This is a genomic window from Sphingopyxis sp. C-1 (assembly GCF_001047015.1).
Taxonomy (GTDB): domain Bacteria; phylum Pseudomonadota; class Alphaproteobacteria; order Sphingomonadales; family Sphingomonadaceae; genus Sphingopyxis.
In genome coordinates this window covers 2,233,293-2,259,616 of record NZ_BBRO01000001.1, presented here as the reverse complement: position 1 = coordinate 2,259,616, position 26,324 = coordinate 2,233,293, and the positions used below count along the sequence as shown (strand labels likewise).

24 protein-coding genes and 1 tRNA gene are annotated in these 26,324 nt (G+C 63.5%); 11 read left to right on the top strand and 14 right to left on the bottom strand.

The window, feature by feature from the left end:
* Window positions 1–111: 111 nt before the first annotated feature.
* Window positions 112–2,193, top strand: coding sequence for a M13 family metallopeptidase (locus tag SC1_RS10645; protein WP_062181198.1), 2,082 nt, complete (start codon window positions 112–114; stop codon window positions 2,191–2,193).
* A 17-nt stretch (window positions 2,194–2,210) separates the two neighbouring features.
* On the opposite strand, the gene SC1_RS10640 is transcribed toward SC1_RS10645, so the two are convergent.
* From SC1_RS10640 to SC1_RS10625, 4 genes are read right to left on the bottom strand one after another with little or no spacing between them, the layout of a single operon-like run.
* Window positions 2,211–2,489, bottom strand: a complete 279-nt coding sequence (locus SC1_RS10640; protein ID WP_062181195.1) for a hypothetical protein — start codon at window positions 2,487–2,489, stop codon at window positions 2,211–2,213.
* Window positions 2,486–2,899 (bottom strand): VOC family protein, encoded by a 414-nt coding sequence (locus SC1_RS10635; RefSeq protein ID WP_062181192.1) that lies wholly within the window; start codon window positions 2,897–2,899, stop codon window positions 2,486–2,488. Before SC1_RS10635 ends, SC1_RS10640 begins: the two co-directional genes overlap by 4 nt.
* A gap of 2 nt (window positions 2,900–2,901) precedes the next feature.
* Window positions 2,902–3,246, bottom strand: a complete 345-nt coding sequence (locus SC1_RS10630; RefSeq protein WP_062181189.1) for a hypothetical protein — start codon at window positions 3,244–3,246, stop codon at window positions 2,902–2,904.
* Window positions 3,243–4,412, bottom strand: a complete 1,170-nt coding sequence (locus tag SC1_RS10625) for an isovaleryl-CoA dehydrogenase (protein ID WP_062181186.1) — start codon at window positions 4,410–4,412, stop codon at window positions 3,243–3,245. Before SC1_RS10625 ends, SC1_RS10630 begins: the two co-directional genes overlap by 4 nt.
* A gap of 100 nt (window positions 4,413–4,512) precedes the next feature.
* Here SC1_RS10625 and SC1_RS10620 point away from each other — a divergent pair, with 100 nt between their 5' ends.
* The 5 genes from SC1_RS10620 (at window position 4,513) to SC1_RS10600 (ending at window position 10,461) form a co-directional block, all read left to right on the top strand.
* On the top strand, window positions 4,513–5,415 hold the full coding sequence (locus SC1_RS10620) for a LysR family transcriptional regulator (protein ID WP_062181182.1): 903 nt from the start codon (window positions 4,513–4,515) through the stop codon (window positions 5,413–5,415).
* Between the two features lie 40 nt (window positions 5,416–5,455).
* Window positions 5,456–6,403 carry a sulfate adenylyltransferase subunit CysD gene (gene cysD / locus SC1_RS10615; RefSeq protein WP_274520264.1) on the top strand — a complete coding sequence of 316 codons (948 nt, stop codon included), beginning with the start codon at window positions 5,456–5,458 and terminating at the stop codon, window positions 6,401–6,403.
* Window positions 6,403–8,304: a sulfate adenylyltransferase subunit CysN gene (gene cysN, locus SC1_RS10610; RefSeq protein WP_062181176.1), complete on the top strand. Its 1,902-nt coding sequence runs from the start codon at window positions 6,403–6,405 to the stop codon at window positions 8,302–8,304. The genes cysD and cysN overlap by 1 nt, the downstream gene beginning before the upstream one ends.
* A gap of 2 nt (window positions 8,305–8,306) precedes the next feature.
* Window positions 8,307–9,056 carry a 3'(2'),5'-bisphosphate nucleotidase CysQ gene (locus tag SC1_RS10605; protein ID WP_062181173.1) on the top strand — a complete coding sequence of 250 codons (750 nt, stop codon included), beginning with the start codon at window positions 8,307–8,309 and terminating at the stop codon, window positions 9,054–9,056.
* Between the two features lie 265 nt (window positions 9,057–9,321).
* On the top strand, window positions 9,322–10,461 hold the full coding sequence (locus SC1_RS10600; RefSeq protein ID WP_062181168.1) for a zinc-binding dehydrogenase: 1,140 nt from the start codon (window positions 9,322–9,324) through the stop codon (window positions 10,459–10,461).
* A gap of 189 nt (window positions 10,462–10,650) precedes the next feature.
* On the opposite strand, the gene SC1_RS10595 is transcribed toward SC1_RS10600, so the two are convergent.
* The 4 genes from SC1_RS10595 to SC1_RS10580 all read right to left on the bottom strand — a co-directional run bounded on the left by SC1_RS10595 (window position 10,651) and on the right by SC1_RS10580 (window position 14,840).
* Entirely contained in the window at window positions 10,651–11,805 is a 1,155-nt protein-coding gene (locus tag SC1_RS10595) for a cell wall hydrolase (protein WP_062181166.1), read from the bottom strand.
* A 9-nt stretch (window positions 11,806–11,814) separates the two neighbouring features.
* Window positions 11,815–12,735 (bottom strand): cysteine synthase A, encoded by a 921-nt coding sequence (gene cysK / locus SC1_RS10590; protein WP_062181163.1) that lies wholly within the window; start codon window positions 12,733–12,735, stop codon window positions 11,815–11,817.
* Entirely contained in the window at window positions 12,732–13,400 is a 669-nt protein-coding gene (locus SC1_RS10585) for an alpha/beta hydrolase (protein ID WP_062181159.1), read from the bottom strand. The genes cysK and SC1_RS10585 overlap by 4 nt, the downstream gene beginning before the upstream one ends.
* Before the next feature lie 126 nt (window positions 13,401–13,526).
* Window positions 13,527–14,840: an MFS transporter gene (locus tag SC1_RS10580; RefSeq protein WP_083435787.1), complete on the bottom strand. Its 1,314-nt coding sequence runs from the start codon at window positions 14,838–14,840 to the stop codon at window positions 13,527–13,529.
* A gap of 127 nt (window positions 14,841–14,967) precedes the next feature.
* Between SC1_RS10580 and SC1_RS10575 the strand changes: the two genes are divergently transcribed.
* On the top strand, window positions 14,968–16,689 hold the full coding sequence (locus SC1_RS10575; protein ID WP_083435786.1) for a DUF885 domain-containing protein: 1,722 nt from the start codon (window positions 14,968–14,970) through the stop codon (window positions 16,687–16,689).
* A 61-nt stretch (window positions 16,690–16,750) separates the two neighbouring features.
* Here the strand turns inward: SC1_RS10575 and SC1_RS10570 are convergent, their stop codons facing one another.
* The gene (locus SC1_RS10570; protein WP_062181155.1) at window positions 16,751–18,052 is read right to left on the bottom strand and encodes an RsmB/NOP family class I SAM-dependent RNA methyltransferase; all 1,302 of its coding nucleotides are present in this window, start codon (window positions 18,050–18,052) and stop codon (window positions 16,751–16,753) included.
* Between SC1_RS10570 and SC1_RS10565 the strand changes: the two genes are divergently transcribed.
* Window positions 18,051–18,317 carry a DUF1674 domain-containing protein gene (locus SC1_RS10565; RefSeq protein ID WP_238586653.1) on the top strand — a complete coding sequence of 89 codons (267 nt, stop codon included), beginning with the start codon at window positions 18,051–18,053 and terminating at the stop codon, window positions 18,315–18,317. The genes SC1_RS10570 and SC1_RS10565 overlap by 2 nt on opposite strands.
* A gap of 87 nt (window positions 18,318–18,404) precedes the next feature.
* On the opposite strand, the gene SC1_RS10560 is transcribed toward SC1_RS10565, so the two are convergent.
* Together SC1_RS10560 and SC1_RS10555 are read right to left on the bottom strand one after the other, a co-directional pair.
* A complete protein-coding gene (locus SC1_RS10560; RefSeq protein WP_062183946.1) occupies window positions 18,405–19,184 on the bottom strand; it encodes a SapC family protein in 780 nt (259 codons plus the stop codon).
* Window positions 19,185–19,310: 126 nt separating this feature from the next.
* Window positions 19,311–20,735, bottom strand: a complete 1,425-nt coding sequence (locus SC1_RS10555; RefSeq protein ID WP_062181152.1) for an FAD-binding oxidoreductase — start codon at window positions 20,733–20,735, stop codon at window positions 19,311–19,313.
* 188 nt (window positions 20,736–20,923) lie between these two features.
* Between SC1_RS10555 and SC1_RS10550 the strand changes: the two genes are divergently transcribed.
* Window positions 20,924–21,448 carry a hypothetical protein gene (locus tag SC1_RS10550; protein WP_062181149.1) on the top strand — a complete coding sequence of 175 codons (525 nt, stop codon included), beginning with the start codon at window positions 20,924–20,926 and terminating at the stop codon, window positions 21,446–21,448.
* Between the two features lie 115 nt (window positions 21,449–21,563).
* The gene (locus SC1_RS10545; protein WP_062181136.1) at window positions 21,564–22,952 is read left to right on the top strand and encodes a DEAD/DEAH box helicase; all 1,389 of its coding nucleotides are present in this window, start codon (window positions 21,564–21,566) and stop codon (window positions 22,950–22,952) included.
* Between the two features lie 24 nt (window positions 22,953–22,976).
* Here the strand turns inward: SC1_RS10545 and SC1_RS10540 are convergent, their stop codons facing one another.
* Complete coding sequence (locus SC1_RS10540; RefSeq protein WP_083435785.1) at window positions 22,977–23,993, bottom strand: NADP-dependent oxidoreductase; 1,017 nt, start codon at window positions 23,991–23,993, stop codon at window positions 22,977–22,979.
* Between the two features lie 96 nt (window positions 23,994–24,089).
* Between SC1_RS10540 and SC1_RS10535 the strand changes: the two genes are divergently transcribed.
* Window positions 24,090–24,165 (top strand) — tRNA-Ala (locus tag SC1_RS10535).
* A 117-nt stretch (window positions 24,166–24,282) separates the two neighbouring features.
* Here SC1_RS10535 and SC1_RS10530 read toward each other — a convergent pair.
* Together SC1_RS10530 and SC1_RS10525 are read right to left on the bottom strand one after the other, a co-directional pair.
* Window positions 24,283–25,332 carry an aspartyl/asparaginyl beta-hydroxylase domain-containing protein gene (locus SC1_RS10530; RefSeq protein WP_062181133.1) on the bottom strand — a complete coding sequence of 350 codons (1,050 nt, stop codon included), beginning with the start codon at window positions 25,330–25,332 and terminating at the stop codon, window positions 24,283–24,285.
* 52 nt (window positions 25,333–25,384) lie between these two features.
* Window positions 25,385–26,293 carry a DUF4349 domain-containing protein gene (locus tag SC1_RS10525; protein WP_193749150.1) on the bottom strand — a complete coding sequence of 303 codons (909 nt, stop codon included), beginning with the start codon at window positions 26,291–26,293 and terminating at the stop codon, window positions 25,385–25,387.
* Window positions 26,294–26,324: the final 31 nt, after the last annotated feature.

Genomic DNA, 26,324 nt, shown 5'->3' with positions numbered 1-26,324 from the left:
CCCGTCGCTCGTCGATTGAAAAGCGCAGCAGGCCGAAAATGGTTGGTATTGAAACCGGATTTTCCCACGCCTTGGCCGCCTGCCTGTCCGTGACAAAATAAGGTCATTTCTATGAAAAAAGCTGTCTTTGCCGTTCTTCTGTCCTCCGCCGCGATCCTTGCCGGGCCCGTCGCCTGCAGCAGCGGCAAAGACAGTTCCGCCGCTTACACCGTCGGCACCGATATCGGGATCAGCAAGGCAGCGATGGATACGGGCGTGAAGCCCGGCGACGACTTCTACGCCTATGCCAACGGCAATTGGGACAAGGCGAACGAGATTCCCGCCGACCGCTCTTCCATCGGCGCCTTTTACGTCGCGCAGCTCGAAACCGAAAAGCGCAACCGCGAACTGGTCGATGCGATCGTCAAGGGCGATGCGGCGCCCGACACCAATGGGGGCCGGATCGCCGCCTTCTATAAGGCCTTTATCAATGTGAAGGCCATCGATGCCGCCGGCATGAAACCCGTCGCCGCCGACCTGGCGCGCTTCGCCGCGATCACCGACAAGGCTGCGCTGTCGAAGGTGCTGGGCGAACAGCTTCGCGCCGATGTCGATCCGCTCAATGCAACCAATTTCCAGACCGAAAATCTGTTCGGCGTCTTTGTTACACAGGGGCTCGCGACTCCGGGCGAGGTCATTCCCTATCTGCTGCAAGGCGGCCTCGGCATGCCCGAGCGTGAATATTATCTGTCGGCCGACCCCAAGATGGCGACGATCCGTACGGCCTATCAGGCCTATATCGCCAAGCTGCTGACCGCTGCCGGCCAGAGCGACGCCGCCGCCAAGGCGAAGCGCATCTATGACCTTGAGGTCAAGATCGCGAAAGCGCATGCGACGCGCGAACAGAGTGAGGATTTCACCAAGTCCGCCGACGTCTGGGCCAAGGGCGATTTCGCGAAGAAGGCGCCGGGTATCGATTGGCCGGCTTTCTTTGCCGCTGCCAAGCTGGATGGTGCGGGCAAGTTCGGCGCCTATCATGCGGGTGCGATCACCGGTCTGTCGGCGCTTGTCGCGTCCGAACCGCTCGATGCGTGGAAAGACTGGCTCGCCTTTCACCAGATCAACAGCCACAGCGACGTGCTGCCGAGCGCGATCGATAGCGCACATTTCGCCTTTTACGGCACGACGATGGCGGGCACGCCGCAGCAGCGCGGCCGCGAAAAGCGCGCGCTCGACGCGCTCGACGTCTATCTCGGCGATGCGGTGGGCAAGGCTTATGCCGACAAATATTTCCCCGCCTCGGCCAAAGCCGAAGTCGGCGACATGGTGAAGAACATCAAGGCCGCCTTTGCCACGCGGGTGAACACGATCGACTGGATGGCGCCCGCAACGAAGAAAGAAGCAATCAAGAAGGTTGAAACCATTGCCGTGGGCGTGGGCTATCCCGACACGTGGCGCGACTATGGCAGCTACACCGTCGGCGCCGACGCCTATGCGAACGAGGTTGCCGGACAGAAAGCCGAATATGCGCACCAACTCGCCAAGATCGGCAAACCCATGGACAAGGGCGAATGGTGGATGGTCCCGCAGACCGTCAACGCAGTGAACCTGCCGGTGCAGAATGCGCTGAACTTCCCCGCCGCGATCCTGCAGCCGCCCTTCTTCAATGCCAAGGCCGACCCCGCGTATAATTATGGCGCGATCGGCGCGGTGATCGGGCATGAGATCAGCCACAGCTTCGACAACAACGGCGCTGCCTTCGATTCCACGGGCGCGCTTCGCAACTGGTGGACTGCGGCGGATCTGGCGAAGTTCAACGCTGCGGGCGATGCGCTGGCGGCGCAGTTCGACACCTATAAGCCGTTCCCCGACCTTGCGATCAACGGCAAGCTGACGCTGGGCGAGAATATCGCCGACGTCGCGGGGCTTCAGGCGGCCTATGACGCCTATCGCGCGTCGCTCGGCGGCAAGGAAGCGCCGGTGATCGACGGCTTCAGCGGCGATCAGCGCTTCTTCATCGCCTTTGCGCAGACCTGGGCGACCAAGATGCGTGCCGAGGCGCTGCGCGCGCGCGTCGCGACCGACGGCCATGCGCCGGGCATGTACCGCGCGCTGACGGTTCGCAACCTCGACGCATGGTACAAGGCGTTCGACGTCAAGGAAGGCGACAAGCTTTACCTCGCGCCCGACAAGCGCGTCCGCGTCTGGGGATAAAGCATTGGGGCGGGGCGTCATGCTCCGCCCTCATTCTTTGCGGCGGGCTTCTTGCGGATCAGATGGCTGTAGACGCCGACCAGATTGATGCCGAGTAGGGCGACATTCTGCCACCCGATGCCTTCGCTGTCGGGCTGGAGAAAGCCCCATGCGATCAGCGCCAGGCTGCTCGTCACGAAGATCACGAAGGCCCAGCCGTTCCACCGCTCGCCCAGGTTGAGCGATACGAGCAGCGCCGCGAGCGTCGCGGCGGCGGCGCCATAATATTGCAGGGCGGTGAGCAATGTGTCGCTCACGGTCCAGTCGCCCCGAACACAAACTCTAGCTTCAATCCATCGGGATCGGCAAAGAAGACGGCGTAATAGGTCGGTCCATAACGCGGATAATCCGCGGGCGGATCGAGGATCTCCGCACCGATGCTGCGCAACAAATCATGAAGCGCGTCGACGTCGTCGCGGCTGTCGGCGGTCCATGCGAGATGGTGGAGCCCCGGCGAATAACGATCGTGCGTGCGGTTTGCGCCATCGCCGCGCGCTTCGATAATGCCGATCGAGTGAAAGGGCTCGCCCGCGTGGTCCCAGTCGCTGCCATGATCATAATCGGCCGAACGGCGGTAGCCGAGGAAGCCGAGCACCGCGCCGTAGAAGACCCGCGAGCGGCTCTTGTCCGTGACGGTCAGGTCGATGTGATGGACAAGTCCGCGCATGTTCAGGCCAACGCGCCGATCAGCGCGAAGATGCCGGCGCCGCTGAGGGCCGGCCAGGCAATGTGCCGACCCCTGGTGTAAACGGCGTTGGCCAGCCCCGTCGCCAGCCAGCCGCTGCCGATGGCTATCAGCAACCCGTTGGGTGTTCCCGGCCATGCGACCGCCGCAGCCGAAATCAGCATCAGCACGGACGTTGCATGCCAGGCAAAGCGGATGATGCGTCGCGTCAGCGGATCGGCAAGCGGCCCAGCGCGCAGCAACGGCACGATCAGGCGCCGATAGCCCGGCACCGAATGAACCCCGGCCGTCGTCACCATGAAGGCGGCCGACAGCCAGAGCCAGATCACGCGCCGGCGCCGATCAGTTCGCGGCCGATCAACATCCGGCGGATTTCATTGGTGCCAGCGCCGATGTCGAGCAGCTTGGCGTCGCGCCAATAGCGTTCGACCGGCCAGTCCTTGGTATAGCCCGCGCCGCCCAGCGCCTGGATCGCTTCGCCCGCGACCTTCACCGCATTCTCGCTGGCGAGCAGGATCGCGCCCGCGGCGTCGAAGCGCGTCGTCTGCCCTGCGTCGCATGCCTTGGCGACGTTATAGACGTACGAACGCGCCGACTGGAGCATGACATACATGTCCGCGACCTTCGCCTGCATGAGCTGGAACGAACCGATGGGCTTCCCGAACTGCTTACGCTCGCGGACATAGGGGATGACCGTGTCGAGGCACGCCTGCATGATGCCGAGCTGGAGCCCGGCGAGCACGACGCGTTCATAATCGAGCCCCGACATCAGCACGCCGACGCCGCCATTCTCTGGGCCCATCACCTGTTCCTCGGACACTTCGCAATCGGTGAAGACCAGTTCCGCCGTCGGCGATCCGCGCATGCCGACCTTGTCGATCTTTTGCCCGATGCTGAACCCCGGCATGTCCTTTTCGATCAGGAAGGCGGTGATCCCGCGCGATCCGGCCTCGGGGCTGGTCTTTGCATAGACGACCAGCGTGTCGGCGTGCGTCGCGTTGGTGATCCAGAATTTGGTGCCGTTGAGAACATAGCCGCTACCTTTGCGCTCGGCCTTCAGCTTCATCGACACGACGTCGCTGCCCGCACCCGCCTCGGACATGGCGAGGCTGCCGACATGCTCGCCGCTGATCAGCTTGGGCAGATATTTCGCCTTTTGCGCGGCGTTGCCCCAGCGGCGGATCTGGTTGACGCAGAGGTTCGAGTGCGCGCCATAGGAGAGGCCGATGGCGCCCGATGCGCGCGACACTTCCTCGACGGCGATGACATGTTCGAGATAGCCGAGGCCCAGCCCGCCATATTCTTCCTCGACGGTGATGCCGTGCAGGCCAAGCTCGCCCATCTGCGTCCACAATTCGTCGCGCGGAAACCAGTCTTCGGCGTCAGCCTTGGCCGCAAGCGGCGCGATCTGTTCGTCGGCGAAGCGGGCAGTGGTTTCGCGGATCATGTCGGCGGTTTCGCCGAGTGCGAAGTCGAAATCGGGGGTGGCGCGCATGGATTACCTATCGATCTGGGCGGGACAGGGGCGCGATAGTGCATCAAAATATGTTCATAGGGAAATTGAAACGATCACAGATTTAGCATAAGTAAAATCTATGATTAAGCGCACCCATATCCGCCAGTTTCTCGCCGTCGTCGATGCGGGCAGCTTCACTCAGGCGGCGCTGCGCATCCGCGTCACCCAGCCGGCGCTCTCGACCGGCATCGCCGAACTTGAAAAGCTGGTCGGCACGTCATTGTTCATCCGTAATCGCCGCCAGATCAGGTTGACCGAGGCCGGGGGGCGCTTCCTGCCGATCGCGCGCGATCTCGAACGCGGCTTTCGGACTGCCGACAGCTTCGGGCGCGAGAGCGACGGCCAGGCGAGCGAGCTCAAGCTCGGGGTGATCCGCTCGGCCCCCGCTGAACTGCTACAGGCAATCGCCACCGCGCTGCGGCCGGGTTTCGCGATCGAGCTGATCGAGAATAGCGACTCCGAACTCCGCGCGGCGCTTGGCAGCGGCCGCGTCAACATGGTGCTTGTGCCGCTGCGGGCGGGCGAGCGCGGCGACCATGTGCTGCCGCTCTATGAAGAGCCGCTGGCGATGTTCATCGCGTCGGATCACCCGCTCGCGGGACGCATCGAAGTCGGGCCCGAGGAGCTCGCAGCCGAAACGATGATTGCGCGCCGGTCGTGCGAATTCCTCGACGCGGGGAGCCGCTTCTTTACGCGGCACGGGGTTCGCCCGCGCTTCGCGTTGCGTAGCGAAAGCGACGAGCGTTGCCTGCGTATGGTTGCGGCGGGGATCGGGATCACCACCGCGCCCGTTTCGCTCGCGATCGACGGCATCGTTCCCTTGAAGGTCGCAGGCTATGATTTTCGCCGCGAACTCGGCCTGATCACCGATCCAGCCTGGCGTACGCTCCCCGAAATTGCACCGCGGCTGGCGCACGCGCTCGAAACGATCGGCGCGATAGCGGCCGAGTGGCGGCAGATGAAAGTCGACATCGCTGCATGATCGGAGGCCTCACAAGTCTGGCTTGCACCCTCAAAAGGCCATACAGTTTGCGCGCCGCCAATGGGGGAGGCAAGGGCGAGGCATGACCGATACGCTGACCCATCTCGACCGGCTCGAGGCCGAGAGCATTCATATCATGCGCGAAGTGATGGCCGACGCCGCGAAGCCTGTAATGCTGTATAGCGTGGGCAAGGATAGCGCCGTGATGCTGCATCTCGCGCGCAAAGCCTTTTATCCTTCGCCGCCGCCGTTCCCGCTACTTCATGTCGACACGACATGGAAATTCCGGGCGATGTACGAACTGCGCGATCGCATGGCGGCCGAAAGCGGCATGGAACTGATCGTCTATCAGAACCCCGAAGCGAAGGAACGGGGGATCAATCCCTTCGATCACGGCCCGCTCCACACCGACATGTGGAAGACCGAAGGCCTCAAACAGGCACTCGACCTCCATGGCTTCGACGTCGCTTTCGGCGGCGCCCGGCGCGACGAGGAAAAGAGCCGTGCGAAGGAACGCATCTTTTCCTTCCGTACCGCGAGCCATGGCTGGGATCCGAAGAAGCAGCGTCCCGAGCTCTGGAACCTCTATAATGCGCGCAAGGCGAAGGGCGAAAGCATCCGCGTCTTCCCGATCTCGAACTGGACCGAACTCGACATCTGGCAGTATATTGCGCGCGAGAATATTCCGATCGTGCCGCTCTATTTCGCTGCGCCGCGTCCGACTGTGACACGCGACGGCCTGTTGCTCATGGTCGACGACGATCGCTTTCCGTTGCTGCCCGGCGAAACGCCCGTGGAGCGTTCTGTCCGCTTCCGCACGCTCGGCTGCTACCCGCTGACCGGCGCGGTCGAGAGCGAAGCGAAAACGCTCTCGGAAGTCATCCAGGAAATGCTGCTGACGACGACCAGCGAACGGCAAGGCCGCATCATCGACAAGGATGGCGGCGATGCGTCGATGGAGAAGAAGAAGCAGGAGGGGTATTTCTGATGACTGACCCCATCTATGTGACCGACGCGCTGATCGCCGAGGATATCGACGCCTATCTGGCGGGTCACGAGAAGAAGTCGCTGCTGCGCTTCATCACCTGTGGCTCGGTCGATGACGGGAAATCGACCCTGATCGGCCGCCTGCTCTATGACTCGAAGATGATATTCGAGGATCAACTCGCCGCGCTGGAAGCCGATAGCAAGCGCGTCGGTACACAGGGGCAGGAGATCGACTTCGCGTTGCTCGTCGACGGCCTCGCCGCCGAGCGCGAGCAGGGGATCACGATCGACGTCGCCTATCGCTTTTTCACGACCGAGAAGCGCAAGTTCATCGTCGCCGACACGCCGGGGCACGAGCAATATACGCGCAACATGGTCACCGGCGCCTCGACCGCCGACCTTGCCGTCATCCTGATCGACGCACGCAAGGGTGTGCTGACTCAGACGCGCCGGCACAGCTTCCTGGCGCATCTGATCGGCATCAAGCATATCGTGCTGGCGGTGAACAAGATGGACCTTGTCGGTTACGACAAGGCCGTGTTCGACCGGATCACGCTGGCGTACCGGGCGTTCGCGAGCGAGATCGGCATCACCAATTTCACCGCGATCCCGATCTCGGGCTTCAAGGGCGACAATATCACCGCGCTGTCGGAAAACACCCCTTGGTTCAAGGGCCCGGCGCTGATCGAACATCTCGAAACTGTTGAGATCGGCGCAGCCGCTGACGAGGCAAAGCCGTTCCGTTTGCCGGCACAATGGGTCAACCGCCCGAACCTCGATTTCCGCGGTTTCTCGGGCCAGCTTGCGAGTGGCAAGGTCAAGCCGGGGGATGCTGTGCGCATCTTGCCCAGCGGCAAGACAACGACCGTCGACCGCATCGTCACGCTCGATGGCGACCTTGGGGAAGCTGTTGCGGGCCAGTCGGTGACGTTGACGCTTGCAGACGAGGTCGACTGCTCGCGCGGCGATGTCATCGCGGCTGCCGACAATCCGCCCGAGGCGGCCGACCAGTTCGAGGCGACGCTCGTCTGGATGGCGGACGAGGCGATGATTCCGGGCCGCGCCTATTGGCTGAAGCTCGCGACGCAGAGCGTTTCGGCGACCATCCAGGCGCCGAAATATGAGATCAACGTCAACACACTCGATCATCTTGCGGCAAAGACGCTCGAACTCAATGGTATCGGCGTCGTCGAACTTTCGACCGACAAGCCGATCACTTTCGAGGCCTATTCGGACAATCGGACGCTTGGCGGCTTCATCCTGATCGACAAGCTGACCAATGCGACCGTGGCCGCGGGAATGCTGCACTTCAGCCTGCGCCGTGCGCAGAATGTGCATTGGCAGGCGACCGATATCGACCGCGACATGCGCGCGAACCTCAAGAATCAGCGCCCGGCGCTGCTGTGGTTCACCGGATTGTCGGGCTCGGGCAAATCGACGATCGCCAACCTGGTCGAAAAGAAGCTGCACCGGATGAACCGGCACAGCTTCCTGCTCGACGGCGATAATGTCCGCCACGGGCTCAACCGCGATCTCGGCTTTACCGAGGCCGACCGGATCGAGAATATCCGCCGCGTCGGCGAGGTCGCGAAACTGATGAGCGACGCGGGGCTTATCGTCATTACCGCTTTCATCTCGCCCTTCCGCGCCGAACGCGAAATGGTGCGCGGCATGCTGCCTGAGGGCGAGTTCATCGAAGTGTTCATCGACACCCCGCTCGCCGAGGCGGAGAAGCGCGACGTGAAGGGCCTCTATAAAAAGGCGCGCGCCGGGCAACTCAAGAATTTCACCGGCATCGATAGCCCCTATGAAGCGCCCGAGACGCCCGAAATTCGTATCGACACGACCGCGATGACGCCCGAAGAGGCGGCGGACCTGATCATCGATCGCTTGTTGGGATAGATATGGCTGCGGGGGAAACGGACGAACAACTGGCCGAACGGCTTGCAACCGCCGCGGGGGCGATCCTGATGGATTTGCGTGCGCATGGCGGCCTTGAAGGCAAGGCGTTGGGGAAGGCCGGTGACGAGCAGGCCAACGCGATGCTGTGCCGCGAGATTCGCGCGGCCCGGCCCGCCGATGCGCTCCTCTCCGAAGAAGAGAAGGACAATATCGCGCGCTGCGGGCAGAGCCGCGTCTGGATCGTCGACCCACTCGACGGCACGCGCGAATATGGCGAGGGCAGGGACGATTGGGCGGTGCATGTCGCGCTTGCGGTCGATGGCGTCGCGACGGTCGGCGCGGTTGCGCTGCCGGGGCTGGGCATCACATTGACGTCTGGAACACCGGCACCGCTCCAGCCAGCGAACCAGCCGCTCCGGATGCTCGTCAGCCGCACGCGCCCCGCCGCCGAAGCCGTCTTCGTTGCCGAGAAGCTGTGCGCCGAACTGGTCGCGATGGGGTCGGCCGGAGCCAAGGCGATGGCGGTAGTGCGGGGGGAGGCGGATATCTATCTTCACACCGGCGGCCAATATGAATGGGACAATTGCGCCCCGGTCGCGGTGGCGCAGGCGGCGGGTCTGCACGTGAGCCGCGTCGACGGATCGCCGATCCGATACAATAATCCCGACACCTATCTGCCCGACCTGCTGATCTGCCGGAAGGAACTTGCGGGTGAGGTGCTGCGGTACGCTGCGGAATACCGGCGCGCTTAACCGTGTTCGACCGATTGCGGACCTATCTTTCTTCGTCACCCGGACTTGATCCGGGGTCCCGCTATTTCGTGAAGCGTGCCAGTGCCTTCAATAAGCGGGATCCCGGGTCAAGCCCGGGATGACGGAAGGGGGTGACTGAACGTCCATTCACCACGCCAAATTGGACATCGGCACCGAGACGCGGCGGATGGTTAGTGATTGCCAGCCGCCTCTGCGCCGCCTAATTCGTTGCATCGAGAAACCGAAAAGCGACGGGAGATGCGCGATGACCGACCTGCCTGACACCAACCTTACCATGTTGACGCTCGTGAAGCCCGAAGGGCAGCTCGAGGTGTCGCTCGAGCGCCGCCCGATGCCGACCCCGAAGCCGCATGAGGTGCTGGTGAAGGTGCTTGCCGCGCCGATCAATCCGTCGGACCTTGGCCTGCTGTTCGGCGGCGCCGACATGTCGACCGCGCGCGCTGCGACCAAGGACGGCCAACCGCTGATCGCCGCAGATGTTCCTCCCGCCGGTATGCGCGCGATGAGCGGGCGTGTCGGCGACGCACTGGCGATCGGCAACGAGGGCTGCGGCACTGTCGTTGCGGCGGGGGACACGCCCGAAGCACAGGCGCTGCTTGGCAAGACCGTCGCGCTGCTCGGTGGGGAAATGTACGCCGAATATCGCTGCCTGCCGGTGCAGATGGTGATGCCGCTGCCCGACGGCACCGATCCCGCCGATGGCGCGTCCTGCTTCGTCAATCCGCTCACCAGCCTCGCGTTCACCGAAACGATGCGGATGGAGAATCACAGCGCGATCGTCCACACCGCTGCCGCGTCGAACCTTGGCCAGATGCTCGTCAAGATTTGCGCCAAGGATAATATTCCCCTCGTCAACATCGTGCGCAGCGACGCGCAGGTTGAGATACTGAAGGGAATCGGCGCGAAATATGTCGTCAACAGCAGCGCCGACGATTTCATGGAGCGGCTGGTCGATGCGATTGTCGAGACTGGCGCGACGCTGGGCTTCGATGCGACCGGCGGCGGCAAGCTTGCGGGGCAGGTCCTGACCGCGATGGAGGCGGCTGCGGTCAAGCGCATGACGACCTATAGCCGTTATGGTTCGGACACGTTCAAGCAGGTCTATATCTATGGCGCGCTCGACCTGTCGCCGACGACCTTTTCTGCGCGCAGTTTCGGCCTGACCTGGGCGCTTGGCGGCTTCCTGCTGACGCCGTTCATGGCGAAGGCGGGGATGGAGACCGTGGGGCGGATGCGCAAGCGCGTCGTCGACGAACTGACGACGACCTTCAAGAGCCATTACAGCCATGAAATTTCGCTGACCGAGGCGCTGAATGTCGATACGGCGCAGGCATATAATGCGAAGCGGACCGGCGAGAAATATCTGATCAAGCCGCACGGCTGATACGAGGTCCGGTAAGGGCCGATTACGGACCCATCCTTCTTCGTCACCCCGGACTTGATCCGGGGTCCCGCTTGAGGTCCAGGTCGGTCGATGCGACAGAAAAGCGGGATCCCGGGTCAAGCCCGGGATGACGAGGGTGGGGGACTGAGCGTCCGCTCCTCACCCCAAAGCTGTCGCGCATGACCTCGATCAGCGCTTCATGCACTGGCGCACATCGTCGCGTTTATATTCGCTGCAATTCCAAAGCGCCTTTTCGAACCCCGCCTTGTCGTCGCGGAGGTATGAGAAGGTCATTGCCGCACGCTGTGTATCGCTCATCGCGTCGCTGTCGGGTTTCAGGGTCGGGTTGGTCCAGCCCATGAACTTGCAATAGGGCTTGTCGCCGCAGAGCCGCAGCGCCGTCGTGACGAAACTTTCGGGCGCTGCCTTGCGGTCGAGCTGGGTGTAGATGGTGTCGCGGCCCGCGCTTTCGCCCGCGCCAGCGACGACGCGTGCTTCGCCGACGGCGGCATTGGCATCGACGCCGGTTGCCATATCGGTCGGCAACCCCAGCGCGATCGCGTGCAGCGGCGAAATCGCCGCGAGCTTCGCGACCGGCCCGTCGCTACCCGACACCGCACCACGAAACGCGCCCGGCGTGCCCCAATAGCCCGGCCAGCGGAAAAACAGGTGCGTGTCGACGATCGCAATCTTTTCGAGGCTATCGCTCCAATAGGGGCGCACCCAGTCGGTATGATAATGGGTGGCAAGGCCGACGGGAGGATACGTCCCGCCCGACAGCATCATGTCGGCATTGTTCCGCGCGCGTTGCCACGCCGCGTCCGAATAGCGACGGTTCAATGCTCCGTCGCAGGTGAAGGTGAACTGGCACCCCGTCGTGCGTTCCGACCCCTGGAAAACGACGCCGCAGATCGACTTGGGGAACGCCGGATGGCGCGCGCGATTGATGACGACCTGGCCGACCGCCTGCTGCCCCTTCGCGTCGTCGCCCGCCTCGTACAGCATCGCTGCGGCAAGGCAGTCGCGGGCCCGCTCTTTCGCGTCGCCGCCGCCTGCATAGACGAAGGGGCGCGCCGCGACGAAGCCCTTGGTGATCAGCGCAACTTCGGCGTTTTGTGCCCGCGCGTCGTCTTCGGTGACCGGCGCGAGTTCCATGGGCTGGACTTCGGGCACGATGTCGGCAGGCGGTGCGACGGGTTGCCGATGCGCCGCATGCCTCGCGGGCCCGGATGAATGACTCGCAACAAGCACCGCTATCACCGCCGCGACCGCGATCAGGACGAACAGCCAGCCCGTCCAGTCGCGCCGCAAGGGCAACGCCGGTTGATCGTCTTGCAGGTGCACGGGCTGTCCTCAGATCTCCGGAAGGAAATCAGGAACCGACAGATAGCGCTCGCCCGTGTCATAGTTAAAGCCGAGCACGCGGCTGCCCGGCGGCAGTTCGGCAAGCTTCTGTGCAATGGCGGCGAGGGTGGCGCCCGACGAGATGCCGACGAGCATGCCCTCTTCGGTCGCTGCGCGCCGCGCGTAATCCTTTGCCGCGCCGGCATCGACCTTGATCACGCCGTCGAGCAGGTCGGTGTGGAGGTTGCGCGGGATGAAGCCGGCGCCAATGCCCTGGATCGGGTGCGGCGCGGGCTGGCCGCCCGAAATTACCGGCGACGCTTCGGGTTCGACCGCATAGACCTTTAGGTTCGGCCAATGCTGTTTCAGAAACTGCGCAGTGCCGGTGATATGGCCGCCGGTACCGACGCCCGTGATAAGCACGTCGATCGGGCTGTCCTTGAAGTCGGCCAGGATTTCGGGACCCGTCGTGCGGACATGGACGTCGATATTGGCTTCATTCTCGAACTGCTGCGGCATCCATGCGCCGGGGGTCGTTTCGACCAGTTCGATGGCGCGCTCGATCGCGCCCTTCATGCCCTTTTCACGCGGCGTCAGGTCGAAGGTTGCGCCATAGGCCAGCATCAACCGGCGACGTTCGACCGACATGCTTTCGGGCATGACGAGCACAAGCTTATAGCCCTTGACCGCGGCAGCCATCGCGAGGCCGATGCCGGTGTTACCCGACGTCGGCTCGACGATAGTGCCGCCGGCCTTCAGGCTGCCGTCCTTTTCGGCCGCCTCGATCATCGCAAGACCGATTCGATCCTTGATCGACCCACCGGGGTTGCTGCGTTCCGACTTTACCCAGACTTCGGCGTCGGGGAACAGTTTTGCCACGCGAATGTGCGGCGTATTCCCGATGGTATCGAGGATCGAATTGGCTTTCATGATCGGTGCGCTCTTTCTTTGAACTCGAAACGCGGGTCGCGGCGGACGCGATTTGGCCAGTCGCCGGCGCGGAGCCAGCGGGCCTCGTCCGCCAGCACCGGCGTCGGCTGAGGTTGTAACGAGGCGAGCAGATACTGTCCATAAGGCCAGTCCCCGATCCCCGAGTCTGCATTGATATGACCGAAGGGGCCGGCGTTGACGAACCGCGCATCCCAGTGCCGCGACAGGCGCCAGACATGTGCAGTCTTCGCATAGGGATCATCGTCGCTGGCAACGACGATCATCGGCACCTGCGACGACAGCGCGGGCGAGTCGGTGAAGCTTTCGACCCGGCTATCGCGGCGGAGCTGTGATAGGTCGGGTGGTGCGACGAGCAACGCGCCGGCGATGCGGTCGCGGGCGACGCTGCTCGCGGCGGCAAACCAGTGCGCAAAGGCATGGCAGCCGAGGCTGTGCGCGGCAATGAGGACGGGCTCATGCTCGGCGTCGATCGCTTGGGCGATTCGGTCGACCCATTGGTCTTTCAGGGGTTCGTCCCAGCTTCCGAGCTCGACCCGTTCGCAATCGGCAAAGCTGCGTTCCCACAGGCTTTGCCAGTGCGTGGGGCCGCTGTTGTAGAGGCCCGGAATGGTCAGGATTTTATGGCGGATATTCGAATTGTGCATGGCGGTCACTCCGTCGGGGGAGAGAGGGGAACCGCGGTGACGGGTGACACCTAAATAACTCAACCAAATGAATTGACAATAGCTTTCGGGCAGAATGTTTGCTGGGCGCGGCAAATGGTTTCGGCGCTAGTCGGTCGTTTGCCTGAACTGCGGTTCGAAGGTTTTGGCCCACCGCAGTTCGGGGAAGATCCAGGCCCAGAGCGCGGTCACGCCGACCGCTGCAGCGCCGCCGACGACGACGGCGCTGACCGGGCCGAGCGCGGCCGCCATGGCACCGGCGCGCATCTCGCCAAGCTCGTTCGAGGCCGAAATCGCGAGCCCCGACGCGGCGCTGACGCGGCCGCGCATTTGATCGGGGGTGTTGAGTTGGATCAGCGTACCGCGCACGAAGACCGAGAACATGTCGGCCGCGCCCATGATCACGAGCACGCCGAGCGACAGGATCAGGTTGGTCGAGAGTCCGAACACGACCGTTCCGACCCCGAACGCCGCGACTGCCCACAGCATCTTCACACCGACGTTGCGCTCGATCGGTCGGATCGCCAGGCCGACGGCTACGCCGACCGACCCGAACGCGACCGCGGCACGCATCAATCCCGCGCCCTCTGGTCCGGCGTGCAATATGTCGCGGGCAAAGACAGGGAACATCGCGGTCGCGCCTGCGAGCAGGACCGCGAACAGATCGAGCGTGATCGTCCCCAGCAGGAATCGCTCGACCCACACGAAGCGCAAGCCGTCGACCATCTCGCGCAGCGGATGGCGGCGGACTTCGGCGGGCGGGGGCAGGACGGGCCGCACACGGCTGAGTGTGAAAGCCGACGCGGCGAGGAGAAGCGCGGAGAAAACATACACCGCGCCTGGATGCGCAGCATAGATGAGACCGCCCGCAGCGGGGCCGATCACCGATGCGGATTGCCAGGCGATGCTGCTCATCGCGATGGCGCGCGGCAGGACGGCGGACGGAACAATATTGGGCGCGATCGCGCTCATTGCCGGGCCGGAAAAAACACGAGCGACCCCGTGCAGCGCGGCGAGGCTGAAGAGCAGGGGCAGAGTGAGCCCGTCCACCCAGGTGAACCAGCCGAGCGTGGCGGCGATGAGGAGGTCGATCAGGTTCGAAAAGATCGCGACGCGCCGCCGTTCGAACCGGTCGGCGGCCCAGCCCGCGACGGGCGTCAGGATGGCAAGCGGTACGAACTGAAAGAGCCCGAGCAGGCCGAGCTGGAACGACGCTTCCTTGATCGACATGCCATAGTCGGTCCGGGCGGTGTCATAGAGCTGGTAACCGATCACCACGACCATCGCGATGGTCGCCATCACCGCGGTAAAGCGTGCTACCCAAAAATAGCGGAAGTCGGGAAAGCTGAGCGGTGAGGGGGCTTTTGGCGTCGCGTCCGGCATGACCGGTTCTTCGCCTTCGGGTGGTGGGATCGTTGCCATCGCCGTCCGCCCTATCGTCCTTTTCGTTGCTGTCCAGTCAACCTTACGTATGCCGTTCGTCGATTAGGGGATGCCATTGGTAGGACGCAGTGGCAGAAACGCGCCATCGATTGAGGGAGACTATCGAATGACAAGCAAATTTGCCCGCTTTTGCGGCGCGGCGATGGCCGCGACGCTGCTGGTCCTGACCGCTTGCAACGCGTCGGACAACAAGTCAGCGACCGCGTCGGGCGCGAAGAACTGGACCGAATTCCGCGACAATTTCCTGAAGGGCTATTTCCCCCTAAATCCTAATTTCGCGGTCTATCAGGGCAAGCATGAGTTCGACGGTCAGCTTCCCGACTGGTCGCCGGAGGGGCTTGAGAAGCAGGCCGCCTATCTGGAAAAGGCCATCGCGGATGCCAAGGCCTTTGACGGCGAGATGACCGACGCCGAAAAGTTCGAGCGCGACTATCTGGTCCATGTTGCGCAGGGCCAGCTCTTCTTCCTTCGCGATACCGATTTCGCGCAGAAGAACCCGGCCTTCTATACCGGCGCCCTGGACCCCAATGTCTATATCGCGCGGCCCTATGCCGATGCGACGACGCGGATGAAGGCGTTCATCGCCTATGCCGAAAAGGTCCCCGCCGCCGCGGCGCAGATCAAGGCCAATCTGAAGCTGCCGCTGCCTGCGACCTTCGTCAAATATGGCACCGCGGGCTTCGGTGGCTTTGCCGATTATTACAAGGGCGATGCCAAGGCAGCCTTCGCCTCGGTCAAGGATGAGGCGCTGCAGAAGCAGTTCGACGAAGCCGCTGCGAAGGCGGGTGCGGCAATGACCGACCTTGCCAAATATGTCGGATCGCAGCCGGGCACGCCCGACGGCTATGCGCTTGGGGCGGCGAAATTCTCGAAGATGATCCTGACCAACGAGGGCGTCGATACGTCGCTCGACGAACTGGAGCGGATTGGCCAGGCCGACCTCAAGCGCAACCAGGATGCGCTGAAAGCCGCCTGTGCGACTTACGCCGCCGGCATGACGATTGCCGACTGCATGAAGAAGATGAATTCGGACAAACCCGCCGACGGCCCGGTCGCAGAGGCTCGCCGCCAGTTGCCGACGCTCCGCGCGTTCCTGATCGAAAAGGACATTGTGACGATCCCGGGCACCGAACAGGCGCAGGTCGAGGAGTCGCCGCCGTACAACCGGCAGAACAGCGCCTATATCGACATTCCGGGGCCGTATGAAAAAGGCCTGCCGTCGGTCTATTATATCTCACCGCCCGACCCGACGTGGGACAAGCAAACGCAAGCCGACTTCGTACCGGGGCGCAAGGATTTGCTCTTCACCTCGGTCCATGAAGTGTGGCCGGGCCACTTCCTGAACTTCCTCCACTCGAACCGTGCCGAAAGCATCTTTGGCAAGCTGTTCGTCGGCTATGCCTTTGCGGAGGGCTGGGCCCATTATACCGAGGAAATGATGTGGGATGCGGGACTGGGCGAGGGCGATCCCGAAACGCATATCGGCCAGTTGTCGAACGCCTTGCTGCGCGATTGCCGCTATCTTTCGGCCATCGGGCTCCACACCAAAGGCATGACCGTTGCCGACAGCGAAAAGCTGTTCAAGGAGCAATGCTATCAGGACGAAGGCAATGCTCGGCAACAGGCTGCACGCGGTACCTATGATCCCGCCTATCTGAACTACACGATGGGCAAGCTGATGATCCGCAAGCTTCGCGAGGACTGGACGAAGGGCGACAAGACGAAGTGGAAGGCATTCCACGACGAGTTCCTGTCATATGGCGGTCCGCCGATCCCCATGGTCCGTGCGGCGATGATGAAGGAAGAGACAGCGAAAGCCGTCTTCTAAAGGCGCCGAGGGGCGGCTTGCCATCAATCGTGGCTGCCGCCCCGCGCTATTGGCGCGCCGTTTAGTCTGACGGTGCGCGGAGGCGCGCGACGAAAAATCCGTCAAGGCCGCCTGCTTCGCCGAGCATGTCAGGGAGCGTGCGGACCAGGCCGTTACCGTCGGCGGCAATCGCCTCGGGAAGCTCTTCGGCGCGGGCGGGATCGACCGTCCATCCGGCGTGACGATCGAGGAAGGTCGACACCTGATCCTCGCCCTCTGCCTGCTCGAGCGAACAGGTCGCATAGACCAGCGTTCCGCCCGGTTTGACCCACCGCGCTGCGCGTGCGAGCAGTTCGGTTTGAAGCGCCGCCATTTCCTCTATCTGCCGGGATTCGATGCGGTGGAGCACGTCGGGATGGCGGCGGAAGATGCCGGTGGCCGAGCAGGGGGCATCGAGCAGCACCGCATCGGCCTGACCCTCGGGCGCCCACGAACGGATATCGCCCTGGACGATTTCGGCGGACAGCCCCGTGCGTTCCATATTGGCGCGTAGCCGTTCGAGCCGCTTGGCGCTCGAATCGACGGCAACCACGTTCCAGCCGGCCGCGGCAAGCTGCATCGTCTTGCCGCCCGGCGCTGCGCAAAGGTCGAGCACGGTCCGCCCCTCGCCGACGCCGAGCAGACGGGCGGGAATGCTTGCCGCCAGATCCTGCACCCACCAGCCGCCCTCGCCATAGCCGGGCATCGTTTCGACGGCCTGACCGCGGGGCAGGCGGCGATGGCGCGGTGCGAGCGAAATAGCGTCGGGCCATTCGTCGGAGCCGGGTTCGGCGGCGAAGCTGAGGTCGATCGGCGGCGGTGCGCTCCACGCCGCTTCGGCCGCCTCGACCATTGCGAGATTCCATTGCTCGGCCCAGCGTTCGGCGGTTGGCAGGGGAAGCGTGGCGCGGCCAGGCAGTTCCCATTCTTCCTGCTGCGCGCGCGAGAGGATCGCGTGGACGAGCCTTCGCGGTCCACCATCGACGAGCGGCAGCGCCGTCGACACGACCGCATGACCAGGGGTCTTGAGGATCAGAAGCTGCGTCAGCGCAATCCGCAGGACCGCGCGCGATTTGACGTCGTCAGGGAGAATCTGCGCCGTCGCGCCGTCGATCAGCGCGTCGAGGTCGACCATCCAGCGCAGCGTTTCAGACACGATCGCCACGGCGAAGGCGCGGTCGGCACCGGTCAGCCCCTGGGTCGCGGCATGCATGGCGACATCCAGCGGGTCGCCCCGTCGCAGGATTGCGTCGATGAGCCGTAGCGCGGCGCGGCGCGTCGCGGTGCCAGCGGGATCGGCTCCGCCGGACGAACGCGCGCGCCGGGGCGGGCGGCGATCAGCCATGACAAGTGAAGGCGTGGTTGGCGTGACGCATGAAAAATCCTATAAGGCGGGTATCATGACCGACAGCAGCCAAAATGGGACCATCGGCGGAACGCCGCGCGCTGTAAAGCGCCCCGCGAATGTAAAAGCCCCCGAAGGCTGGGCGAACAGCCCTTTGCCGACGCCGGCGCCGATCCGGGAGGACAAGGCCGAGGACCAGCCGGGCGGGCGCAATCCGGTGCGCTACGGCGATTGGGAGTTGAAGGGCGTCGCGGTCGATTTCTGAGGGCCTCGCCCCCGCGCGAGCCGCTATATAGATATTGGCCCATTTGGCCGCCGCTGCGCGATGCAACGGCGGCCAAATTCATGGGATTCAGACGGTCGGAAGTTCGGTGTTGAGGGGCATCTTGCCGCTCTTCACCTGTTCGGCGAAGATTTCGCGCATCAACTGCAGCGAGAAGAGGTGCGCGAAGATCAGGCCGAGAATGCCGTTCTGCATCAGCTTGCGCAGCACGTCGCCGCGCAGTTCGCGCAGCTTGTTCTCGTCGACCATCTGGAAACCGCGATAGACGTAGGGCTTGTCATTGCCTTCCTGCTGGATGGCGACTTCACCGTCCATAAGGAGGTCGGCCTTCTTCAGCTCTTCCATGAACATGCCGGTGCGCTGACCGGCTTCTTCGAAATTCTTGCAGAATTCGAGCACTGCCTGAACCTGTTCCGACGGCTGACCGTCGATAAAGAGGGCGTCGCCCTCGTCGAACTTGCCGAGCGCGCCCGACGTCGGGTCGAAGCACAGCGACAAATCTTCCGAATCGGGCTGAAGACGCGCGAGAAGGAAGGGGTAACGGCGGATATAGGCCGGGACATAAACCGGATTGTTGAGTTTGCCCGCATCGTCGACGAAGGTGTTGACGCCCTCGTTCAGGCCCATCAGCGCGAGCGGAACCGGATTTTCACCCGCCGAGAAGACGATCGGAAAAAAGCGGCATGCCGACACGAATTCGTCCGACGTCAGCGGGATGGCGTGCTGGCCCACGAGGAATTCGGCGCTTTCGAGAGGGCGGGCGTGGAAATCGGCATGCTCGACGCTCGAAAGCGGAACGAGGTCGTTGTAGAACAGCGGCAGATTGGCAGGTGCGGGCGCGGTGGCCATGTTTGAACTCCGGTAAAGGTCCCGAAGCTCGGGACGAAAAGGATAAAGCGCCTTATTGACCCGCGTCGTGCGGCGCAAGAGGGCGATGACGGGGGGCGATCTGCGGCCCGCCTTGCTGCGCGATGATCAGGCGACGAGTTTGCCGGGATTAAGGAGGCCCGCCGGATCGATCCCGGCCTTGATCCCGCGCAGCGCGGACAGGCGCGCCGGGCTGTCCAGTTCGGCCAGGATATCGCGCTTCATCTGGCCGATGCCATGTTCGGCCGAGATCGAGCCCCCGAGTTCGAGGACGTGCGAATAGACTAGCCGGCTGACTGCGGCGCCATGTTCGGCAAGCCAGGTCGCGCCGTCGACGCCGATGGGCGGCTGGACATGATGATGGACATTGCCGTCGCCAAGATGCCCGAACGACAGGGCGCGCACGCCGGGAAAGGCCGCGGCCAGTCGTGCCGGATCCTCGGCGATGAAAGCTGGCATCAGGTCGACGGGCACGCTGATGTCATGCTGCAACGCCGGTCCTTCGGCGCGCTCGGCTTCGGAGATGGAATCGCGCAGACGCCAGAAATCCTCGCTCTCGCGATCGCTCTTGGCAATCACGACATCGCGGATCAGCCCGGTGTCGAGCGCCGCCGCGAGTTGCGCTTCAAGGGCTTCGCCCAAGGCCCGCTCGTCTTCCCCCGCGAGTTCGAGCAGGACATACCATGGCTGCGCGGCAGCAAGCGGCGCGCGCGTCTGGGGGATATGGCGCAGCACCGCGTCGAGACAGCTATGCGGGATCAGCTCAAACCCCTCCAGCTCGCGCCCGATCGCCGCATCGACGCGGCGCAGCAGCAGCAGCGCGCTTTCGGGCGAATCGATCCCGATCCACGCCGTCCGCCGCGCGGCAGCCGCGGGGACGAGGCGCAGCGACGCGGCGGTCACAATGCCCAGCGTTCCTTCGGCGCCGCAGAGCAGGTGCCGCAGGTCATAGCCGCGATTGTCCTTTTTGAGCGGGGCCAGGCCGTCGAAGATACTGCCGTCGGGCAGAACCGCTTCGACACCAAGCGTCAGCGCGCGCATCGATCCGTGACGCAGTACCTGCGTGCCGCCGGCGTTGGTCGACACCAGCCCGCCGATCGTCGCCGAGCCCTTTCCGCCAAGAGTGAGCGGGAAGCGGAGCCGGTGCGCCAGGACTGCGTTATGGAAATTCTCCAGAATTACGCCCGCTTCGGCGATGGCGAGCTGCGCCGCTTCGTCGATGTGGCGTATCCGGTTCATGCGCCGCAGACTGAGCAGCAACTGGTCGCCGCTGGCGTCGGGGGTGGCGCCGCCGACCATACCGCTGTTGCCGCCCTGGGGAACCAGCGCGACCTTCGCCTCGGCGCACAGGCGCACGATGGCGGCGACTTCGCCAGTGGTCGCGGGCGACAGCATTGCGGCGGCGCGGCCATGATATTTGCCGCGCCAGTCGGTGAGCCAGGGCGCCATCGCATCGGGATCGACGCTATAGCCCTTTGGGCCGAGCAGCGTTGCGAAGGCGTCGAGCAGCGATGCAGATGGCGGGCGCGTCATGCCGGTCCACTCCGGAAATTCCCCGGTCCATAAGCTGGCGCGGGTTGGCAACAGTTCATTTGATGTTCAATCATCCTTGTTAAAAGGGGCGATGGACGAATAGTGTCATTTCGTCCAGCGGGATGGACGCGGGAGCCACGGGTGAGCGAAATCTTCGGTCATGATGCCAAAGGAGCGGCGGCGGAGCTGTGCTGACGGCGGCATTCCTGTGGTTCGTGGCCGCTGCGCCCGCGGCAGACGCGGCAGTGCCTGTCGGCGCGCCGGAGCCTTTGGTCGCGATTTCCCCGCCGACTGCCGATCAGGCGTCTTCCTTTTGGCAGGTGGTGATCGAGCAGCAGCTTATCATTCGCGTCCCGGCCCAGCGTTCGCAGCTCAACAATTTCGCCGCGGGACCCTCGATGTCCAAGCGCGCGACCGAAATGCCGATCGTCTGGAAAGAGAAAAAAGCGCCCAAATGCGTTGCCATGCGTAACATATTGGGGATGCAGGCGGTGCAGCGCGACAGCATCGACATCATCACGCGGCAGAAGCAGCGGCTGCGAGCGCAGCTCAACCGTGGTTGCCGCGCACTCGACTTCTATGCCGGTTTCTACATGCAGGGCAGCAAGGACGGAAAGCTCTGCGAGGATCGCGATCAAATCCACGCGCGGACCGGCGCAAAGTGCGAGATCGACAAATTCCGCTTGATGGTTCCGGTCCGCGAAGACGATTAATTGGGTCTATAGCGGCCTTTCCTTGACTTTTCCTCGCCATTTGCCCAATGGCCGCGGCAACGTCCGCCTGCGTGGGAGGCAGGACGCCAATTCTTTTTCCGGACATGATGATCTTATGAAATTTGCCGACATCGGCCTTTCCGACGAACTTTTGCGCGCGATCGACGAGTCGGGCTATAATGAAGCGACCCCGATCCAGGCGGGAGTCATCCCGTCGGTGCTGATGATGCGCGACATCATCGGCATCGCCCAGACGGGCACCGGCAAGACCGCGTCGTTCGTGCTGCCGATGATCGACATCCTCGCCCACGGCCGCGCCCGCGCGCTGATGCCGCGATCGCTGATCCTTGCACCGACGCGTGAGCTTGCTGCGCAGGTCGCTGAAAACTTTGAAAAATACGGCAAGTATCACAAGCTCTCGATGGCGCTGCTGATTGGCGGCGTCCAGATGGGCGATCAGGTGAAAGCGCTTGAAAAGGGTGTCGACGTGCTGATCGCGACGCCCGGCCGCCTGATGGACCTGTTCGAACGCGGCAAGATCCTGCTGACCGGTTGCAACCTGCTGGTGATCGACGAAGCCGACCGCATGCTCGACATGGGGTTCATTCCGGACATCGAGAATATCTGCACCAAGCTGCCGGCGACTCGGCAGACCTTGCTCTTCTCGGCAACGATGCCGCCGCCGATCAAGAAGCTGGCCGACAAATTCCTGTCGAACCCGAAGACGATCGAAGTCGCGCGCCCGGCGAGCCGGAACGAGAATATCGAGCAATTCCTGGTCAAGACATCGGAACGCAGCAAGCGCGACACGCTACGCGATCTGCTCGAAGCCGAAGATATCGTGACCGCGATCATCTTCTGCAATCGCAAGACCACGGTGCGCGAGCTGGCGAAATCGCTTCAGCGTCATCGCTACAAGGCGGGCGAGATTCATGGCGACATGGACCAATCGAGCCGTATCGCCGAACTCGACCGGTTCAAGGCGGGTACGATCAACATATTGGTCGCATCGGACGTCGCGGCGCGCGGTCTCGACGTCAAGGGCGTCAGTCACGTCTTCAACTTCGATGCACCCTGGCATCCCGACGATTATGTCCACCGCATTGGCCGTACCGGCCGTGCGGGCGCCAAGGGACGGGCGTTCACGCTGGTCACGCCGTCGGATGACGAGGCGATCGACAATATCCAGAAGCTGACCGGCTACAAGATTCCGATCCATAGCGGCGGCGCGGCGGTGGCGGATGTTGCCAAGCCCGATCGCGAAGAGGAAGAAGCCGAACCGCGGCGCGCCCGTTCGGCGCGCGGTGGACGCGGCAAAGCTGCAGCGAAGCCCGAAAAGGCGCCCGCCCGTCCAGCTCCGGCCGCCGAAGCGCAGCCGCGCGAAGACCGGAAGCCGCGCAATGATCGCAAGCCAGCACCGGCGCGGCAAGACGATCTGGACGGTCCCGACGACGGCTGGAACGGCCCGATGCCAGGATTTCTGTCCGTCGGTTTCGGTAACTGACGCCGAGCGGAAAGGACGTGCCGGTCAGAGTTTGACCAGCATCTTTCCCATATTGCCGCCAGAGAACAGGCCTAGGAAGGCGTCGGGCGCCGACGCCAGGCCATCGTGCACCGTTTCGCGCATCGTCACCGCCCCGCTCGCGATGAGCCCGCCCATATCGGCATAGAATTCCTCCATGCACTCGATGAACTGGTCGGTGTAGATAAAGCCTTCCATCCGGATCCGGGCCGGAATCGAGCGGATGATATATTTCATCTCTTGCGGCTTCGCATCATTGTAGACGTCGATCATGCCGCAGATCGCAAAGCGCGCAAAATCATTCGCCGTCGCAAAAGCTGCGTCGAGATGCTCGCCGCCGACATTGTCGAAATAGACGTCGATGCCGGGCTTTCCGAGGCGTTCGAGCGCAGCGGCGAGTTGGGGGAGGACGGGCCCGGCCTTGTAATCGATCGCCGCATCGGCGCCGAGATCGAGGACCCACGCGCATTTGTCCGCGCCGCCCGCAGAGCCGATAACAGTCATTTCGCGCGCCTTGGCGATTTGCACTACCGCCGAACCGACCGCGCCCGCGGCGGCGGAGACGAAGATCGTATCGCCGGGTTTGGCTGCGGCGACGCGGAGCAGACCGATCCATGCCGTCCCGCCGGTCAGCCCCATATTGTGCAGGAAGGTTTGCGGGGTCAGCCCGGCCGCGAGCATGTCGGCGGGCAGCTTGTTCGGCATCATATCCAGACCGATGACGCCGCCGTCGCGCCAACCGCCCATATGGAGGATCAGGTCGCCCGGCGCGAAGCCCTCCATCGCGCTTTCGACGACCTCGCCAATCGCACCGCCGGTCATTGGCTGATCGAGCTGGAAACTTGCGGCGTAGCTTTTGGCGTCGTTCATCCGCCCGCGCATATACGGGTCGACCGACAGCCAGAGATTGCGGATACGAAGCTGGTCCTTTTCGAGCGGCCCGTCGGGCGCCTCCCGCAACGCGAAATTGTCGATCGTCGGCAGCGCGTGCGGACGACTGGTCAAATGCCATGCCTTAGCCATCGGAAACCCCCATTCCCAATTTCGCCGGCGCGGGTGGCGGTCGTCAGAAAAGCCGTTGCCACCGCCAATCGGCGTCGTTAAGACCCTGCCGGTCGCGGGGCCGTAGCTCAGATGGGAGAGCGCTGCAATCGCACTGCAGAGGTCAGGGGTTCGATTCCCCTCGGCTCCACCAGCGACCCTTCCGACCAATCAGCCTGCAAAATCGCGAATTGACATAGATCGAGGCGTAAGCGTTCGCGCCGATGAAGCCGTCATGCGTGGCTATGACATTCAGTCCCGCTCCGATATTTCATTGCTCGGAATAATTATCGATCGCGGAGAAAATGCGGGTCAACTGCTCGCGTTCGGAGGAATCGATATCGGGACGCCAGATTTCAAAAAGCAGGATCGTGCGATCAGCATTGCCGCGATTCCAAGCTTCATGTTCGAAACTGTCGTCGAAAATCAATAGCTCGCCCTCACGCCAGTTGCGCGTTTCAGGTCCTACACGCAGCGCGCATTCATCGGGCACGATTAGCGGCAGATGACATATCAGGCGGGTGTTGAGCATGCCATAATGTGGCTGGATGTGCGTCCCGGGGGTGAGGCGAGAAAATAGCGCGAGCGGCGCACGGCCCGGGATTATCGGCTGCGGCGCCAGCGCGAGAGCCGCGAGCGTGCCGGGACAAAGCAGCTCCATTCCATCGGCAACCGCGCCGTCCTTCCACAGCCAAGCTGCCCCCCAGTCGGGCTTGTCGAGCAATGGATTGTTCGGCGGCGGGCGATCGGGGCTGGCCGTAACATAAGGGCCAAAGCGGTCCGATGCATTGTCGATCAGCGCCCGCAGCTCGTTCCTGATCGTATCTGTGGCTGCCTCCAAGGCGGGAACCCACTCGAAATCCGCCCGATCGAAAAACGGGCGCTGGGCCAGACCCGGAAAATAGAACATGCTGGGTTGCTGCAGATAGATCTGCTGATCGCCCGCAAGAATGCGGAGTGCCTCCGCTACCCGCGGCGTTGCGGTCCTGGCGTCGATTCCAGCGTCGTGCAATTGCCCGAAAAGATGGTCGGTGAAGGCACGTTCTGATGTCGTCAGGAATTGCTCGGCGCGATCGAGCCCCGCGCGAAGCGACATCGGGACGCTACCTGCATTGGCTGCGGTCCCCAACGCGAGACGGTAGAAGGTGGCGGCTGCGCGGTCATCCTGTAAACGGCGCTGAAGTTCCGCCATGGCGAGAATGGCTGCGATATTTCCGCGGTCGATGCGAATTGCGGTCGTCAGTGCGGCACCCTCGGCCGCTGTGTCGCCGCGGCGCTGTGCGTCGCGTAGTTGGTCTAGCCATGTCGTCTGCTGCGTCATGGCTCAGCCATAACGCAGCATCGGACCTTTGCAAGCGACGCCCTTTTGTGCGTCAGCCGGCGGGAGGAGCGGCGGGGTCGACGGCGTCAGGCTTTTCGCGCATCTGCCGGCGGACGGCGACCATGAACCGGCTGCGCCAGAAAGCGGCGATCAGGGCGAGGATAAGCGCCCACGGGAGCAACGCGGCGGCGAGCGTTAGGACGAAGCTAAGCGCAGTGCTGCCGCTGCGCATCAGCGTTTCGCCGGCGCTGGCGAAGGGATTTGCATGGCCGATGCCGGGAAGGCCGCCGTCGCTCGCATAATTGAACGCGACGCTGGTCCATGCGATGCGCGCTTCGCCGCTGCGGCGGGCCTGGCGTTCGTTGCCGATCTCCCCGCGCAATTGGTTGATCTGTGCCAGCAATTCAGCGCGCTCCCGCTTGTCGAGGCCGCCCGCCTTGAGCCGTTCTTCCAGTCGCGCGATTTCGGCTTCGGATCCCGCGCTGCGCTGTTGCGAGGCGAGGATTTCGGTGCCGACATCTTCGCCCGCGACGCTGGCATCGGCGAGCACGCCCTCAGCCTTTTCGACGCTGGCAATCGCATTGGCGCCGAACTTGCGCGCGATGCCGGGATCGAGCTTGAACTGCGTCTGCGCCTCGACGAGCTTCTCGTCGGTTAGCTGATAGCGGACGTCGACGATGCGGCAGCGCTGGGTGCCCAGCGTCTCGCAGGCGGCGGCATGTTCTTCCTGAACTTTGGAAATGCGGTCGTCCGCGAGGCGAAAGGTATAGGCATAGTCGAACGCAACGCCGGGAGCGGCTTCGATGCCGATCCGGGGGGTGGCAGCGGCGTCGGCCGCTTCTTCGGCCAGGGCAGGGGACTCGCTATTGGTGGAGTTTGAAATGCTCGCATCTTCGGCCGATTTTTCCGAGCAGCCGATCAAGGCGAGCGCCATCGCGCCCGCTAAGAGCTTATTTCGCATGCAGATTCTCCCAAAACGCGACTCGTTGGCC

Coding starts and splice junctions, on each gene's coding strand:
- SC1_RS10645 (WP_062181198.1), top strand. CDS start 112: ATGAAAAAAGCTGTCTTTGCCGTTCTTCTGTCCTCCGCCGCGATCCTT.
- SC1_RS10540 (WP_083435785.1), bottom strand. CDS start 23,993: ATGGCTAAGGCATGGCATTTGACCAGTCGTCCGCACGCGCTGCCGACG.
- SC1_RS10580 (WP_083435787.1), bottom strand. CDS start 14,840: ATGGCAACGATCCCACCACCCGAAGGCGAAGAACCGGTCATGCCGGAC.
- SC1_RS10545 (WP_062181136.1), top strand. CDS start 21,564: ATGAAATTTGCCGACATCGGCCTTTCCGACGAACTTTTGCGCGCGATC.
- SC1_RS10565 (WP_238586653.1), top strand. CDS start 18,051: ATGACAAGTGAAGGCGTGGTTGGCGTGACGCATGAAAAATCCTATAAG.
- SC1_RS10625 (WP_062181186.1), bottom strand. CDS start 4,412: ATGCGCGCCACCCCCGATTTCGACTTCGCACTCGGCGAAACCGCCGAC.
- SC1_RS10530 (WP_062181133.1), bottom strand. CDS start 25,332: ATGACGCAGCAGACGACATGGCTAGACCAACTACGCGACGCACAGCGC.
- cysN (WP_062181176.1), top strand. CDS start 6,403: ATGACTGACCCCATCTATGTGACCGACGCGCTGATCGCCGAGGATATC.
- SC1_RS10555 (WP_062181152.1), bottom strand. CDS start 20,735: ATGACGCGCCCGCCATCTGCATCGCTGCTCGACGCCTTCGCAACGCTG.
- SC1_RS10605 (WP_062181173.1), top strand. CDS start 8,307: ATGGCTGCGGGGGAAACGGACGAACAACTGGCCGAACGGCTTGCAACC.
- SC1_RS10635 (WP_062181192.1), bottom strand. CDS start 2,899: ATGCGCGGACTTGTCCATCACATCGACCTGACCGTCACGGACAAGAGC.
- SC1_RS10585 (WP_062181159.1), bottom strand. CDS start 13,400: ATGCACAATTCGAATATCCGCCATAAAATCCTGACCATTCCGGGCCTC.
- SC1_RS10560 (WP_062183946.1), bottom strand. CDS start 19,184: ATGGCCACCGCGCCCGCACCTGCCAATCTGCCGCTGTTCTACAACGAC.
- SC1_RS10575 (WP_083435786.1), top strand. CDS start 14,968: ATGACAAGCAAATTTGCCCGCTTTTGCGGCGCGGCGATGGCCGCGACG.
- SC1_RS10525 (WP_193749150.1), bottom strand. CDS start 26,293: ATGCGAAATAAGCTCTTAGCGGGCGCGATGGCGCTCGCCTTGATCGGC.
- SC1_RS10620 (WP_062181182.1), top strand. CDS start 4,513: ATGATTAAGCGCACCCATATCCGCCAGTTTCTCGCCGTCGTCGATGCG.
- cysK (WP_062181163.1), bottom strand. CDS start 12,735: ATGAAAGCCAATTCGATCCTCGATACCATCGGGAATACGCCGCACATT.
- SC1_RS10570 (WP_062181155.1), bottom strand. CDS start 18,052: ATGGCTGATCGCCGCCCGCCCCGGCGCGCGCGTTCGTCCGGCGGAGCC.
- SC1_RS10600 (WP_062181168.1), top strand. CDS start 9,322: ATGACCGACCTGCCTGACACCAACCTTACCATGTTGACGCTCGTGAAG.